We start from the raw sequence: 14,178 nt of genomic DNA on the forward strand, positions 1-14,178 counted from the left end.
TCTCCGGCACCGTGATCAAGTACTGCCGGTGGCAAACCCGTGAGCGGCGCCGGACCTTCCCGATTCGGGAATTCACCCGAGAATGTCGCGGATGTCACCCCCGGGCTCGGGTCCGGGCTTTGGCTCCGGCGCCGGCGCCGGCTCTGGCGTGTAGACCGGCTCCGGGGCCGGCACGGCGGTCGGCGGCGTGTTGACCAGCACCGCGAACGCCGTGGGCGGCTTCGTCGAGTTGACCGCCAACTCGAATCCGGTCCGCGGGTCGACGCAGACCAAGGCCGCCGTACCGGTGTCCTGGTGCGCAGCGAAGTACGTAACGTCCCAATGCAGTTCGGCGACCCGGTCGTGCAGCCGGGTGAGCAGCCCGATGTGTTCGCGGACCGGGACGCCCATGACCTGGGCGCCCGCGGTGTAAGCCCGCACGTCCGGATCGCTGGTCCCGTCCGGCCGGGTACAGGGCGCGCCGACCATGCCGCGCCAGACCGGTTCGCGGCCCGGCCCGAGCACTTCGCCGACGAAGTCGACCAGGGGCCGCGCGTCGGCGGCTATTTCCTCCTCGCTCATGGTCCGCATGGCGCAATCCCTCCTCGGTGTTCCGTCGGGCGGGGCCTCATCGTGCACCCGCGGGTGCCGTGCCGTGGTTCAAGGTGACGTCCTGGTAGTTTCCGACCGTGATGGCGCCGATGTTCCGGACGCTTTCGCTGCCCGGGTCCCAGTAGTTGCTGTGTCCGCTCGTGTCGACGTCGAACCGGTTGGCGCCGTAATCGACGTCCTGCGGGGCCGCACCCATCGGATACGCGCCCGGGATGGCCGGGGCGCCCGGGATGGGAGCGTAGGCGGCGGCCTCGGCGGCCTGCGGCAGGCGGGCCACGTAGTCGTCCGACGCGGCACCGGACCAGACATGCCCGTTCTGCATGTTCATCTGCGAGACGTGCGAGGTGTTGGTACCGGGCGAGCCGACCACCACGATGTCGTCGGCGTCCAGCGTGTGCTGCGAGGCGGCGCTGCCGACGACGGCCGAGCCGTAGCTGTGCCCGACCACGGTGAGCCGGTCCCGGTCGCCTTCGTGGGTGGTCCGGAGGGTGTCCACGAACTGGTCGAGTGCGGGGGCGCCGGCCTCGGCGCGGCCGGTGCCCATGACGCTGGTGTTGGGCTGCTCCAGGGCCAGTTCGGGCGCGTCGTAGCCGAGCCAGGTCACCACGGCCACGTCGTCCGCGGCCGGGGTCTGCATGTCGGCGGCGAACTGCAGGCGGCGGGCCTTGTCGATCTCGCCGCTGATCTCCTCGATGTCGGTGTTGAGGCCGGGGACTTGCACGGCGGTGTTCGCCGCGGTGTCCGGATTGCCCACGGCCACCGCCCACTTGCCGTCGCCGCTGGTGTCGATGTCGATCAGGTAGATGGGCTTCGCATCGCCTTCGCGGTCCGACGCCTGGTCCGTCAGTTGGGTATCCAGTTTCCGCAGCGCGGCGAGAGTCCGCCGCTCCTGCGGGTCGAGCGTGGCCTCCCGGCGCTGCAGGTCGGCGAGTTCGAGCGCCATGGTGGTCCGGTTGGCCTCGTCGCGGGCCACCACGGGGACGCCGTTGAGGCCGCCGACCCGGTCCGGGTACGCCTGGAGATAAGCGAGTTGGACGTTGGGCGACTGGGCCCGCCACCACGCGGAGACCGCTTTCGGGTCGCTGCCCGCGGGCGGGATGTCGCTCGCGTCCAGGCCGCCGGCCAGGTCGACGGCGAGTTTGCCGTCCGCCTGGATCCGGGCCAGCCGCGCGGCCCCGTCGGGTCCGCTGACGTCGAGCGCGGTGGCCTGCGCGAACACCCGCAGGGCCTGCGCCGCGGAGGTGTCCGCGTTGGTGGCCCGCACGAGTGCGCCGAGGATCTCGAAGCTGATCGCCGTGCCGCGGTCGGATTTGCGGGTCTCGGCGGCCTCGGCCTCGGCCGGGTCGGTGCCCGCCGGGGTTTGCTCCGGGGGCCAGCTGACCGATCCGTCGTCGCCGATGACGAAGCCCTCGGACTTGGCCGCGGTCAGCGTGGCGCGCAACTGGTTCTGGGCGGCCACGAACTCTTCGGTGGCCGAGTCGACCGCCACCACCATGTTGCGGACCTCGGCCGAGGCGACTTCCATCAGGCGTCCGGCGGTGTCGATGGCCGGCTTCGAGGCGGCGTTCGCGGTGCCTTCCCAGTACGACCGCGACGCCGTGGTCACGACGGTGGTCCGGTACTGGCCTTCCAGGGCTTCGAGTTTCTGCGCGAGGCGGCCGAGCGATGCCGACGCCTCACGCAGACCGCCGAAGGACGCATCGCGCAATTGCGGAACCGTGACCATGCGCTATCCCCCGAATTCCTCGGCTATCCGGATGTCCTGCTGCGCATATCCCGAGGAGTTGGCGGCCAAGGTGTCGGAGATCCGGCGGACTTCCGCGGTGACCTTGTCCAGCTGCGTGCCCCACGTCTCGGTGCAGCCGGTGAGCGCGCCGGCGACTTCCCAGCCGGGCAGGCCGGGGGCGGTGCCCGCTTCCCGCATCGTTCCTGCCGTGGGCCGCAGTTCCTCGGCGACGGTGCCCGCGGCTCCGGAGATCGCCCGCAGGTCCTCCGGGGACACCTTGAAGGAGTCCGAGGCCCCGCCCGGATTGGGCGCCGAGAGGTCCGGCTGCTTCTGGTACGACGGCGTCGAAGGCCCCGGCGTGACCGCTTCCTTGATCTCGTCGTACGGGTCGCGGATCGCGTCCCAGGTGTCGGCGGCCTTGTCCGCCAGGTATTCGCCGGCCTCGGTGGCCTTGTCGGCGATGTACTCCCCCGCGTCCGTGGCTTTGTCGGCGATGTACTCGCCGGCGTCGACGGCCTTGTCGGCCAGGTACTCGCCGGCCTCCACGGTCTTGTCGGCGATGTACTCCCCCGCCTCGACGGCCTTGTCCGCGACGTACTCGCCGGCATCCGCGGCCTTGTCGGCCAGGTACTCCCCCGCGGCAACGGTCTGGTCGACCGCCTCGTCCACTTTTCCGGCGACGTATTCGCCGGCATCGGTGACCCCGTCGACCACCGCGTCCCGCGCATCGCCCAATGCGTCCAACGGATTGGGCAGGTCGATATCGAATCCCAAGGCTGCTCCCCGTGGCGCCGATCGGATTTCGCGTCACCGTAGCAGCGCATTTCCGGCGCCGGAAAGAGCCGGAAAACACAAAGCGCCCCGGACCGGTGAGGTCCGGGGCGCTTCGGGGAAGCTGCGGCGCGGGGCCGGCGGGCGGCTCAGCGCTCGTCGTTCACCCAGCTCATCATCTTGCGGAGCTTCTTGCCGGTGACCTCGAGCGAGTGCTCGGCGTCGGCCTTGACGTACTCCTTGTACTTCGGCAGGCCGGACTTGTACTCGGCCATCCAGGCGTTGGCGAAGGTGCCGTCCTGGATCTCGGCGAGCACCCGCTTCATCTCCGCCTTGGTGTCGGCGGTGATGATGCGCGGGCCGGTGACGTAGTCGCCCCACTCGGCGGTCTCGGAGATCGACCAGCGCATCTTCTCCAGGCCGCCCTCGTACATGAGGTCGACGATGAGCTTCAGCTCGTGCAGGCACTCGAAGTAGGCGATCTCCGGCTGGTAGCCGGCCTCGACCAGGGTCTCGAAGCCCGCCTTGACCAGCGCCGCGGTGCCGCCGCAGAGCACGGCCTGCTCGCCGAACAGGTCGGTCTCGGTCTCCTCGGTGAAGGTCGTCTTGATGACGCCGGCGCGGGTGCCGCCGATGCCCTTCGCGTACGAGAGCGCCAGGTCGAAGGCCTTGCCCGAGGCGTCCTGCTCGACCGCCACGATGCACGGCACGCCGCGGCCCTCTTCGTACTGGCGGCGGACCAGGTGGCCCGGGCCCTTCGGCGCGACGAGCGCGACGTCGACGTTCGCCGGCGGCTTGATGAAGCCGAAGCGGATGTTGAAGCCGTGCCCGAAGAACAGCGCGTCGCCGTCCTTGAGGTTCGGCTCGATCGCCGAGGCGTAGACGTCGGCCTGGACCGGGTCCGGGGTGAGGATCATGATGACGTCGGCCTCGGCCGCGGCCACCTCGGGGGTGACGACCCGCAGGCCGGCCTCCTCCGCCTTGGCGCGGCTCTTGGAGCCCTCGAGCAGACCGACGCGCACGTCGACGCCGGAGTCGCGCAGCGACAGCGCGTGGGCGTGGCCCTGGCTGCCGTAGCCGATCACCGCGACCTTGCGGTTCTGGATGATGGACAGGTCGGCATCGTCGTCGTAGAACAGCTCGGCCACTTCGGGTTTCTCCTTAAGACACGAATTGCGGGTCGCGACCCCCGGACATCCTTGCAAATTGTCCGCGGGACGGTTCCGGTGGTTTGAAGTGTGAGACTGACCGGCTCGGAGAGTGACCGCGAGATCCTCGCCGGGCCGGTCAGGCGCAGTACGGCAGGGTCAGGCGCTGCGCTCGACCGGGCGCAGCGAGCGGTCCGTGATGGACCGTGCGCCGCGGCCGATCGCGACCACGCCGGACTGCACGAGCTCCTTGATGCCGAACGGCTCCAGCATGCGCAGCATGGCGTCCAGCTTGTCGGCGCCGCCGGTGGCCTCGATGGTCACCGCGTCCGGCGAGACGTCGACCGTCTTCGCGCGGAACAGCTGGACGATCTCGACGATCTGCGAGCGGGTCTCGTGGTCCGCGCGGACCTTGACCAGCAGGAGTTCGCGCTGCACCGACTGGGACGGGTCGAGCTCGACGATCTTGAGCACGTTGACCAGCTTGTTGAGCTGCTTGGTCACCTGCTCGAGCGGCAGGTCCTCGACCGCCACGACGATCGTGATGCGCGAGATGTCCGGGTGCTCGGTGGTCCCGACCGCAAGCGAGTCGATGTTGAAACCGCGGCGCGAGAACAGCGCGGTGATGCGCGCCAGGACACCGGGCTTGTTCTCGACGAGGACCGAGAGAGTGTGCTTCGACATGGTGGTTACGCCTTCCCTTGGTCCTCGGTCACTCTTCGCCGTCGCCGAAGTCCGGGCGCTGGTCCCGGGCGGCCAGGATCTCGTCGTTGGACGTACCGGCCGCGACCATCGGCCAGACCATCGCGTCCTGGTGCACGACGAAGTCGACGACGACCGGGCGGTCGTTGATCTCCATCGCCTGCTTGATGGTGGCGTCCAGGTCGTCCGGGTTGTCGCAGCGCAGGCCGACGCAGCCCATCGCGTCCGCGAGCTTGACGAAGTCCGGGATGTGCTTGCTGTGCAGGTCGGTGTTGGAGTAGCGCTGGTTGTAGAACAGCGTCTGCCACTGCCGGACCATGCCCAGGCTGCCGTTGTTGATGATGGCGACCTTGATCGGGATGTTGTTCAGCGCGCAGGTGACCAGCTCCTGGTTGGTCATCTGGAAGCAGCCGTCGCCGTCGATCGCCCAGACCGTGGTCTCCGGCATGCCGACCTTGGCGCCCATCGCGGCCGGGACCGAGTAGCCCATGGTGCCCGCGCCGCCCGAGTTGAGCCAGGTGTACGGGCGCTCGTGCTTGATGAAGTGCGCGGCCCACATCTGGTGCTGGCCGACGCCCGCCGCGAAGATCGTCTCCGGGCCGCTGATCGCGCTGAGGCGCTCGATGACCAGCTGCGGGGACAGCGTGCCGTCGTCCGGCAGGTCGTAGCCCAGCGGGTAGCGGTCGCGCCAGTCGTTCAGCTGCGTCCACCAGCCGGTGTAGTCGCCGCGGCGGCCGGCTTCCTGCTCGGCCTGGACCGCGACCACCAGGTCCGCGATGACCTCGCGGGCGTCGCCGACGATCGGGACGTCCGCGGTGCGGTTCTTGGAGATCTCGGCCGGGTCGATGTCCGCGTGCACGATGGTGGCGTGCGGCGCGAAGGTGTCCAGCTTGCCGGTGACGCGGTCGTCGAAGCGGGCACCCAGCGAGACGATCAGGTCGGCGCGCTGCAGTGCGGTGACCGCGGCGACGGTGCCGTGCATGCCGGGCATGCCCAGGTGCTGCGGGTGGCTGTCCGGGAACGCGCCGCGGGCCATCAGCGTGGTGACGACGGGGGCACCGGTCAGCTCGGCGAGCACCTTCAGCTCGGCGGACGCGTGCGCCTTGAGGACGCCGCCGCCGACGTACAGGACCGGCTGCTTGGCCTCGGTCAGCAGGCGCGCGGCCTCGCGGATCTGCTTGGCGTGCGGGCGCGTGACGGGCCGGTAGCCGGGCAGCTCGGGGGTGCCGCTCCAGACGAACTCGACCTGGGCCTGCAGCGCGTCCTTGGAGATGTCGACCAGGACCGGGCCGGGGCGGCCGGTCGAGGCGATGTGGAACGCCGCGGCGATCGTCGGGGCGATGTCCGCCGGGTCGGTGACCAGGAAGTTGTGCTTGGTGATCGGCATCGTGATGCCGCAGATGTCCGCCTCCTGGAAGGCGTCCGTGCCGATCGCCGCGCTGGGCACCTGGCCGGTGATCGCGACCATCGGGACGGAGTCCATGTGGGCGTCCGCGATGGGGGTCACCAGGTTGGTCGCGCCCGGGCCCGAGGTGGCCATGCAGACGCCGACCTTGCCGGTGGCCTGGGCGTAGCCCTCGGCGGCGTGCCCGGCGCCCTGCTCGTGGCGGACGAGGATGTGCCGGACCTTGGTCGAGTCGAGCAGCGGGTCGTACGCGGGGAGGATCGCCCCTCCCGGGATGCCGAAGACGGTGTCTACACCGGCGGCCTCCAGGGAGCGGATCAGCGCCTGTGCTCCGGTCACCTGCTCAGTCATGGCATTTCTCTTCTCGATCGCGGTCGGCAGCCGGGCCTGACGGCCCTCCTCGTGGCAAGGGTTGCGGGTGCGGCTTCCGCCGGTTCCGCTGCAACAAAAAACCCCTCGTGCCGTCAGGCATGCGAGGGGAGGCGCGTGGGCTGTCGGGTGCTCAGCTCACGCGCGCCGTTACTACGAGAATGCGGGTCTGCATGCGTCGACCTTTCCTCCGACCCAGGGTACGTGTCAAGCAGCGACCATTCGGGTCTCAACATTCGGACAATCTGTCCGGCAATGCTCCGGGACTGCGTCGTGCGGGTCACATCTGCGGCCGTTGCACGGGCACCGCGGGCGGGCGCTCTTCGACCGGCTCGGCGGGGCCGAGGGCCGGCTGCTCGGGCTCGCCGCCCAGTCTGCCGCGGTCCAGGACCTGCAGGACACCGTCCTCCTCCAGCGGGCCGGAGTAGAGGAAGCCCTGGCCGCGCTGGCAGCCCATGTCGCGCAGGATCACCGCCTGGTTCGGGGTCTCCACGCCGGCCGCGACCAGGGTCAGGCCGAGGTCGAGGCCGAGGCGCACGATGGTCGAGGTGAGCGCGGTCAGGTGCGGGCACGAGCCGACCTCGGCGACGAACGAGCGGTCGATCTTGAGGGTGTCGATCGGCATGCGCCGCAGGTAAGCCAGCGACGACTGGCCGGTGCCGAAGTCGTCGACGGACAGCCGCACGCCGAGGCGCTTGAGCGCCACGATGGAGTCGATCAGCGCGTCCGCGTTCTCGCCGCGCACGTTCTCGGTGATCTCCAGGGTGAGCGCCTGCGGGGGCAGCGCGGAGCGGCGCAGCACCGAGTCGACGACGTCCACGAAGCCCGGCCCGGTCACCTGCCGGGCGGGCAGGCTGAGGCCCGCGCCGATCTCGTGCCCGGCGGCCCGCCAGCGGACCGCCTGGTCGACGACCTCTTCGAGCACCCAGCGGCCGAGCGGCGGCATGGGGGCGTCGGCGCCGCCGGACAGCCGGATGAACTCGGCCGCGCCGACCAGGGCCCCGCGGTCGTCGCGGCGCCGCAGCAGCGCCTCGACCTCGCGGACCCGACCGGTGGCCAGGTCGACGACCGGCTGGTAGAGCACGGTGAGGCGCTTCTCGTGCAGCGCGCGGCGCTGCCGGGCGGCGCGCTCGACGCGGCGGACCGCGTCCACGTGCATCTGCGGCGCGTACACCTCGACGCGGCCCTTGCCGCCGGACTTCGCGCGGTACATCGCGAGGTCGGCGTTGCGCATCAGGTCGGCCGGCTCGATGTCGGGGGCGGAGAACGCGATGCCGATCGAGGCGGCGACCCGCACCTCCTGCCCGTTGATCCGGTACGGCGCGGACAGCGTGGCCAGCAGGCGCTCGGCGACCTCCCGGATGGCCCGCGGCGAGGCGTCGCCGACCAGCAGCGCGGCGAACTCGTCGCCACCGAACCGCGCCACCGTGTCGCCGACCCGGACCGCGTTCTCCAGCCGGCGGGCGGCCTGCACGAGGAGTTCGTCGCCGACCGCGTGGCCGCCCGCGTCGTTGACCGCCTTGAAGCCGTCCAGGTCGAGGAAGAGCACCGCGATGGTGGGGGTGACGCCGCGGCGCTGCGCCAGCGCGTGCTGGATGCGGTCCTCGAACAGCGCCCGGTTGGGCAGGTCGGTCAACCGGTCGTGGAACGCGTCGTGTTCGAGCTGGGTCTGCAGCTTGACCCGGTCGGTGACGTCCCGGCTGTTGAGGATGATGCCGTCGCCGTAGCGGTTGACCGCGGACTCGGTGTGCAGCCACGCGCCGGCCGCGGAGCGGATCCGGCATTCGATCCGGGTCATCGCCGGGCTGCCCGCCTCGTCCAGGAAGCGGCGCAGGTCGCGCTGCACGCGCGAGCCGTCCTCGGGGTGGATGAGCAGGTCGAGCCGGGTGCCGACGAGCTCCTCGGGCTCGAAGCCGTAGACCCGGCGGACGGCATGGCTGACGTACTGCAGCACGCCGTCCTTGGCGGCGATCATGATGACGTCGCTGGAGCCCTGCACGACGGACCGGAAGTGGCTCTCCTTGACCGCCAGTTCCTGGGCCATGAAGACGTTGTCGACGAGCGTGATGCCCTGCCGCAGGACGAGGACCACCAGCACCGAGCCGCCCGCCACCAGGACCACCGGGTCGACCGCGCGCCCGGCGACCGCGTCGCCGAGCACGCCCGCGGTGCACACCGCGGCGGCGATGTACGGGGTGAGCGCGGACAGCATCGAGAAGGTGCGGTGCCCGCCGCCGGGCTGCGCGGGCGGGGTGCCGTCCGCATCGCCCATCCAGGGCGCGGCGGCGAGCAGGATGCTGCCCGCGAACCAGCCGGCGTCCAGGAGTTCACCGGAGCGGTAGCCGCCGTGCAGGCCGGGGGTGGTCCACAGCGCGTCGCTGACCACCGTGACGGCGAGCGCGACCAGCGCGACGTTGAGCGCCGCGCGGTCCGCGCTGCCGGCCCGGAAGCGCAGGCCGAGGACCATGCTGACCAGCAGGATGTCCATGACCGGGTAGGCCAGTGTGAGGGCGATCTTCAGGGCGTCCGAGCGGTCCCCGGTGGCCGAGCGGGCCAGCGCCATGCTCCAGCCGAGGGTGAACAGCGAGCCGGCGATGAGCCAGCCGTCCAGCACCATGCAGGCCCAGGCCGCGGCGTTCTTCGGGCGCTGTGCGATGAGCAGCAGGCCGATGATCGCGGGCGGCGCGAAGAAGAGGAAGAACCAGTCGGCGGGGCCGGGGGTGGGCACGTCCTGGCCGAGGACGACCTCGTACCAGCCCCAGATGCCGTTGCCGACCGCGACCATGCAGGCGGAAAGGCCGAGCAGCGCCCAGGACAGCCCGGCGCGGCCGCGCAGTTGCGCGGCCCGGACGAGGCAGGACACCGCCGCGGCCGCGGCCGCCGCGGCCAGCCCGAAGTCGCCCATCGTGAGCGACACCGTGGGACTGCCCCACCCCAGGAGCGCGCCGATGGTGTAGGCGACGCACAGCGGGACGGCGGCGGACAGGACACGCCGCCTGGTACGGAATCCGGACAAGATCAGCGGTCACGCCCGCTCGGAGCGCCCGCCAGGGGCCGCTCTCTTCGGGTGGGTCCAGCGGGCATCGGCGCGGTAGTCCCCCGGCATTGACGACTCCCCTCCTCGCCGGGACCGGTGAACGGCCGGCCCCCGGCGCAGAACTGACGGCCTGCCCCACCCGGGCCCCGATCGCGCACGCCTCAGGCGTTCCACGATTCGGACGATACACCAGTTCCGTCACTGTGCGCTCGCTTCTCAGAACCCAGAGTAACCAACTTTCCCCATGTGCACGTCCCGTTCCAGGGAACTTGTGCCGAAGTGCGCAGGAAATGCGCGGCAATTACCCGCCCGGGACGTACCGGGGTGGCGAATGCACCGCCCCGGCCGAGGTGGTCGGGGTGGCGCGGAAAAGCGGGGGTTATCCGATCATCGCCGTGCGCTGCAAAATGACCACGCCCTTGCCGGAGGCCACGCGGGTGAATCCCTGGCCTTCCAAGTGGGCGATCCAGGTGCGCGCCCACTCTTCCTTGCCGTCCCAATCGTCGATCGCGATCCAGCCGGGACCGGGCAGCACGGTCGGGAAGTTCGTGACCCGGGCCCGCGAGGTGAGCCGGGGCGCGAGCCGCTCGGTGCTGCTCACGTTGGCGTCGTCCGGGATCTTGCCGACCAGTTGCTCGGCCCGCTTCACCTTCTCGTCGACCGTCCAGGTCGGCTTGTGCAGCAGGTCCATGAGCGGGAAGTCGCGGCACAGCGCGAGCGAGACGGCGAGCGGCACGATCACCGCCTTGGCGGCGTACCGGCGCAGCCAGTCCACCTTGGACGTGCGCAACTTGACCACCGCGTCCACGAAAGCCGCGAAGACGATGGGCATCAGCACCGCGCTGTAGTGGAAGAAGACGCCCCAGTAGAACTCGTTGCTCGACGTGAACCGCCACAGCAGCGTGGGCAGCACCATGATCAGGATCGGCGAGCGCAGGGCGAGGAACCCGGTCGGCACCAGGAGCGTGAACAGCGTCATCCACTTCACGCTCGGGAAGAGCATGTCGGCGGGCAGGCCGAGGACCAGCTTGGTGAGCGGCACCTTGTCCGCTCCGGTGCCGGGCACCGCGTTGCCCGCGCGCGTGGTGCCGTCCAGGTTGCCCCAGAAGGGGTACGTGCCGGTCGGGTTGATGGCCGGCAGGATCACGAACACCACGACCACGAAGGCGACGATGCCGACTCCGACGGCGATCGCGGCCCACTTCCACTGCCGCCGGACGGCCAGGTACACGCCGGCCGCCGCGATGGTCAGCGACAGGTCCTCCTTGACCAGGACCAGCGGCAGCAGCCACAGCAGACCGGTGCCGTACTTGCCGAGCAGGAAGCGCTCCAGGCCGAAGGCGATCATCGGCACCGCGAAGCAGATCTCGTGGAACTCGAAGGCCACCGCGCTCTGCAGGCCCCAGGCCAGGCCGTACGCGATGCCGAACGCGGCGCCGCCCAGGTTGCCGAACGCCCGCATGCCGATGCGCGTCATCGGGATCACCGACAGCGCGATCAGCAGCGATTGCGCGACGAGCAGCGTGCCCGGCCCCGGGAAGACCCGGTAGACCGGGCCGAGCAGCGCGAGGATCGGGTGGAAGTGCTCGCCAAGCACGTTGAAGCCGGGGTCGCGGATGTCCGAGACCGGCGCCTGGAAGTGCGCGTAGTTGCGGACCACCTGCTCGAACAGGCCCAGGTCGTACGCGTGCGTCTCCATGCGCCGGTGCTTGAGCAGCGCGTATGTGGCGTAGACGGCGAAGAACGCCGCGGCGAACAGGTACGGCACCGCGGCCGGGCCGAGCCGGACCTCGCGCCAGGAGCGCCACTCGCGCCACCGGGGTTCCGCCCGCCGGCCGGCCTTCCCCGGCTCCGCCGCACCGACGGCCGCGCGGCCGTCCTGCGCGGGGATCTCCGTGTGCCGGGCCGACTCGACTGCGCCGGGGGTGTCGGCACCGGCGGCAGCCTCGGTGTCCTCGACCCGGCTCACCGGATTGTTCATGGTTCTCCGCTTCACCCACCGGCCGCGAGGCCGCCGGGGCGGCCCCCGGAACGTCGGCCCCAGACCCTACCAATCTGATACGTGCGGGCCTGCCCTGCCGGTTGCGTGGAAAAGCGGATTCACTCTCCCGAAGCGGCCGCCCCGGTCGCGCCCGGTCCGGCCACGATGTTCGCGAGCGGTTCGCCGGCCGCCCACGCGGTCACCTGACGGCGGATCAATTGCAGTGCCCGGGGCAGGAATGCCGACGAGCTGCCGCCCACGTGCGGGCTGATGAGCACCCCGGGCGCGTATCGCAGCGGGTGGTCGGCGGGCAGCGGCTCCGGGTCGGTGACGTCCAGCGCCGCGGTGATCCGGCCGCTCGCCAGCTCGGCGAGCAGGGCCTTGGTGTCGACGACCGGTCCGCGCGAGACGTTGACCAGCAGCGCGCCGTCCCTCATGCGGGCCAGGAACGCGGCGTCCACCAGGCCGCGGGTGTCGTCGGTGAGCGGCGTGGTCAGGATGACGACGTCGGCGGCGGGCAGCAGCCCGGGCAGCTCGGCGAGACCCCGGACCGGAGCGCCGTCCGCGGTGGTGCGCGCGGTGCGGGCGACGCGCACGACCTCGGCCTCGAAGCCGGCCAGGCGCCGGTCGACGGCCTCGCCGATCGCGCCGTACCCCAGGATCAGCACGGTCTTGTCGGCGAGCGCCGGATAGAAGCCGGCGAGCCACTCCCCGGAGTCCTGGCCGCGCACGAAGGCGGGGACGCCGCGCAGCGACGCCAGGGTGAGCGCTATCGCCAGCTCTGCGGTGCTCGCCTCGTGGATCCCGCGGCCGTTGGCCAGCACCGCACCCGGCGGCAGGTACGGCAGCACGTGCTCGAAGCCCGCGGTCAGCGTCTGCACCACGCGCACCTGCGGCATCTCGGCGAGCACCCGCAGCGGGGTGGGGTCGAAGGTGTACGGCAGCACGTAGAAGTCGACGCCGTCGTGCTCGGTCGGCGGTGCGCCGACCCCGTCGTACACCTCGATGCCGAGGCCGCCGGGCAGGCCGCCGACCTGGTCGGGCGGGTACGGGATGCGCACGCGGCCGCGCTTCGTGGGCGCGGAGGCGGCGGGCGAGGGAGTGGAGGTGGCCATGCGGGGAACTCTATTTGCGCTGCGGACGTCCTCGGGGCAGGTGGGCTGCGCGTACCGCGGAACACCGCGACTGTGCGGCGGATTTACGGCGGATCAGTGAGGCGGTGGACCGTGGTCCCGAGAGGACGCAGGCGTGGCAGCGGGCGCAGACCCGGACAGGCCGCGGCGCTCGTGGTGGTGGCCGCCGTGCTGGCGGCCGCGGGATGCTCGTCGGACGACGGCGGCGGTGGCGGTGGCGGTGGCGGCACGCCGGCTCCGGTCGGCAGTGCGCCCACGGCGCTTCCGCCCGGCCCGACCGCGACCGGAGTGCCCGCCGCCGCGGTGACCGGCGACGTCGCGACCGGCCTCGACAGCCCGTGGGGCGTGGCGCCGCTGCCGGAGGGCGGGGCGCTGGTGGCCTCGCGCGACACCGGCAAGGTCTTCCAGATCCCGCCGGGCGGCGGGCCGGCCGTCGCCGTCGGCCAGGTGCCCGGTTCGGTGCACCGCGGCGAGGGCGGCCTCCTCGGGCTGGCCCTGTCGCCCGACTTCGCGAACGACAGCTGGGTGTACCTCTACACCACGACGGCCGAGGACAACCGCATCCTGCGCATGAAGTACGGCCGGGACGTCGGCCTGACCGCGGCGGAGACGGTCTTCACCGGCATCCCCAAGGGCGGGAACCACAACGGCGGCCGGATCGCCTTCGGCCCGGACGGCATGCTGTACGCCGGGACCGGCGAGGCGGGCGACAAGCCGCTGTCCCAGGACCTGTCCTCGACGGGCGGCAAGATCCTGCGCATGACGCCGGACGGCAAGCCGGCCCCCGGCAACCCGTTCCCCGGTTCGGTGGTCTACAGCCTCGGGCACCGCAACGTGCAGGGCCTGGCCTGGGATTCGGCCGGGCGGCTGTGGGCGGCGGAGTTCGGCCAGAACACCTGGGACGAGCTCAACCTCGTGGTGCCCGGGGCCAACTACGGCTGGCCGGCGGTCGAGGGCAAGTCCGAGGACCCGCGGTTCGTGCCGCCGCTGGCGCAGTGGCAGACCTCCGAGGCGTCGCCGAGCGGCATCGCGATCGTGGACGACGTGGTCTACATGGCCGGCCTGCGCGGCGAGCGCCTGTGGCAGGTGCCGCTGCGCGGCGACGCGGTCGGCACGCCGGTCGCGCTGTTCACCGAGAAGTACGGCCGGCTGCGCACGGTGCTGGCCGCGCCGGGCGGCCTGTGGGTGACCACGAGCAACACCGACGGCCGCGGGGACGTGCGGGGCGGCGACGACCGGATCCTGGCGGTCAAGCTGGGCTGAACCGCGGTCGGGCTGCCGCCCGGCCGCAGCCGCCTGACGCCTGCCGCAGGCG

Annotated in this window: 10 protein-coding genes; 1 reads left to right on the forward strand and 9 read right to left on the reverse strand. The window is 71.5% G+C overall.

Translation table 11 applies throughout. From position 1 onward, the window contains the following. Positions 1-72: 72 nt before the first annotated feature. The 9 genes from LZ495_RS15505 to LZ495_RS15545 form a co-directional block, all read right to left on the reverse strand. On the reverse strand, positions 73-570 hold the full coding sequence (locus tag LZ495_RS15505) for a hypothetical protein (RefSeq protein ID WP_235052773.1): 498 nt from the start codon (positions 568-570) through the stop codon (positions 73-75). 37 nt (positions 571-607) lie between these two features. Further along, positions 608-2,317, reverse strand: a complete 1,710-nt coding sequence (locus LZ495_RS15510) for an alpha/beta hydrolase (protein ID WP_235052774.1) — start codon at positions 2,315-2,317, stop codon at positions 608-610. Between the two features lie 3 nt (positions 2,318-2,320). Beyond that, positions 2,321-3,091: a WXG100 family type VII secretion target gene (locus LZ495_RS15515; protein ID WP_235052775.1), complete on the reverse strand. Its 771-nt coding sequence runs from the start codon at positions 3,089-3,091 to the stop codon at positions 2,321-2,323. A 146-nt stretch (positions 3,092-3,237) separates the two neighbouring features. After that, complete coding sequence (ilvC, locus tag LZ495_RS15520) at positions 3,238-4,236, reverse strand: ketol-acid reductoisomerase (RefSeq protein WP_235052776.1); 999 nt, start codon at positions 4,234-4,236, stop codon at positions 3,238-3,240. A gap of 159 nt (positions 4,237-4,395) precedes the next feature. Beyond that, positions 4,396-4,920, reverse strand: a complete 525-nt coding sequence (ilvN, locus tag LZ495_RS15525; RefSeq protein WP_235052777.1) for an acetolactate synthase small subunit — start codon at positions 4,918-4,920, stop codon at positions 4,396-4,398. A 28-nt stretch (positions 4,921-4,948) separates the two neighbouring features. Continuing rightward, the gene (locus tag LZ495_RS15530; RefSeq protein WP_372498575.1) at positions 4,949-6,694 is read right to left on the reverse strand and encodes an acetolactate synthase large subunit; all 1,746 of its coding nucleotides are present in this window, start codon (positions 6,692-6,694) and stop codon (positions 4,949-4,951) included. A gap of 298 nt (positions 6,695-6,992) precedes the next feature. Further along, entirely contained in the window at positions 6,993-9,728 is a 2,736-nt protein-coding gene (locus tag LZ495_RS15535; RefSeq protein ID WP_235052778.1) for a putative bifunctional diguanylate cyclase/phosphodiesterase, read from the reverse strand. Between the two features lie 400 nt (positions 9,729-10,128). Continuing rightward, positions 10,129-11,730 carry a DUF2079 domain-containing protein gene (locus tag LZ495_RS15540; RefSeq protein ID WP_235052779.1) on the reverse strand — a complete coding sequence of 534 codons (1,602 nt, stop codon included), beginning with the start codon at positions 11,728-11,730 and terminating at the stop codon, positions 10,129-10,131. A 119-nt stretch (positions 11,731-11,849) separates the two neighbouring features. Beyond that, entirely contained in the window at positions 11,850-12,845 is a 996-nt protein-coding gene (locus tag LZ495_RS15545; RefSeq protein WP_235052780.1) for a 2-hydroxyacid dehydrogenase, read from the reverse strand. Between the two features lie 111 nt (positions 12,846-12,956). Between LZ495_RS15545 and LZ495_RS15550 the strand changes: the two genes are divergently transcribed. Further along, positions 12,957-14,126 (forward strand): PQQ-dependent sugar dehydrogenase, encoded by a 1,170-nt coding sequence (locus LZ495_RS15550; RefSeq protein ID WP_235052781.1) that lies wholly within the window; start codon positions 12,957-12,959, stop codon positions 14,124-14,126. Positions 14,127-14,178: the final 52 nt, after the last annotated feature.

This window comes from Yinghuangia soli (genome assembly GCF_021502675.1).
Classification (GTDB): domain Bacteria; phylum Actinomycetota; class Actinomycetes; order Streptomycetales; family Streptomycetaceae; genus Yinghuangia; species Yinghuangia soli.